This window comes from Kocuria subflava (assembly GCF_012163155.1).
Lineage (GTDB): Bacteria > Actinomycetota > Actinomycetes > Actinomycetales > Micrococcaceae > Kocuria > Kocuria subflava.
Genome location: NZ_JAAVUN010000126.1, coordinates 1 through 698, shown reverse-complemented (window position 1 = coordinate 698; position 698 = coordinate 1). Strand labels below are relative to the sequence as shown.

Below are 698 nucleotides of genomic sequence, written 5' to 3'. Positions count from 1 at the left end.
TGAGGTAGCGGAAGGCCGCCATGAACAAGGCCGCGAAGGGGAAGGCGATCATGGCCACGGACCGTGGAATCCCGATCGCGTTGCCCGCCACCAGGAGGACGATCTGCAGCAGCCCGGTCACGATCAGGGTGACGACGATGAGCAGCTTGCCCTCGTCGAAGCTGCCGTAGGAATAGCGCCCGCGGTACAGCGCGAAGGAGTACCCGATCGCCAACTGCGCACCGACGGCCACGAGGCACACGATCAACAGGCTCGGAACGTTGATGAACTGGACGCTGAGCTCGTAGCGCAGGACCAGCGCGACGCCCATGGCCGCCACCCAGGCCATGGAGTCCAGGATCATCTGGATCCACAGCCAGGCGGTGGGGCGTTCCGCCTCGGACCCTCCCTGCGCCCGGCGCGCCGTCGGGCGGGTGTTCTGCCGAACACCGGACGCCGACGCATTCGTCGGCCCGTCCGTTCCAGGACCTGGGGTCCCGCTGTCGTCCGGGCTCTGCATGTGGGGGTCCTTCCGTGGGCGGGGCCGGTCCGAGGGGTCGACCGTCGCCCTGTGCGTTCGTTGTCAGCCGCGCGTCGTGGGCACTCGGCGACCGGCCACGTGGGTCGGCGTCGGTCACGTCCACGATCGGGGTGGGCCTACCGGGTGTTGGGGTAACCGCCCACCATGTTCCGGTAGGGACGGTCCCGCAGGACCCGGG

At 69.2% G+C, this 698-nt stretch carries 1 pseudogene; it reads right to left on the bottom strand.

What is annotated here, in order from left to right:
- A pseudogene (locus tag GTW58_RS13335) lies at positions 1-499 on the bottom strand (polysaccharide biosynthesis protein); the annotation flags it as partial.
- Positions 500-698 lie beyond the last annotated feature (199 nt).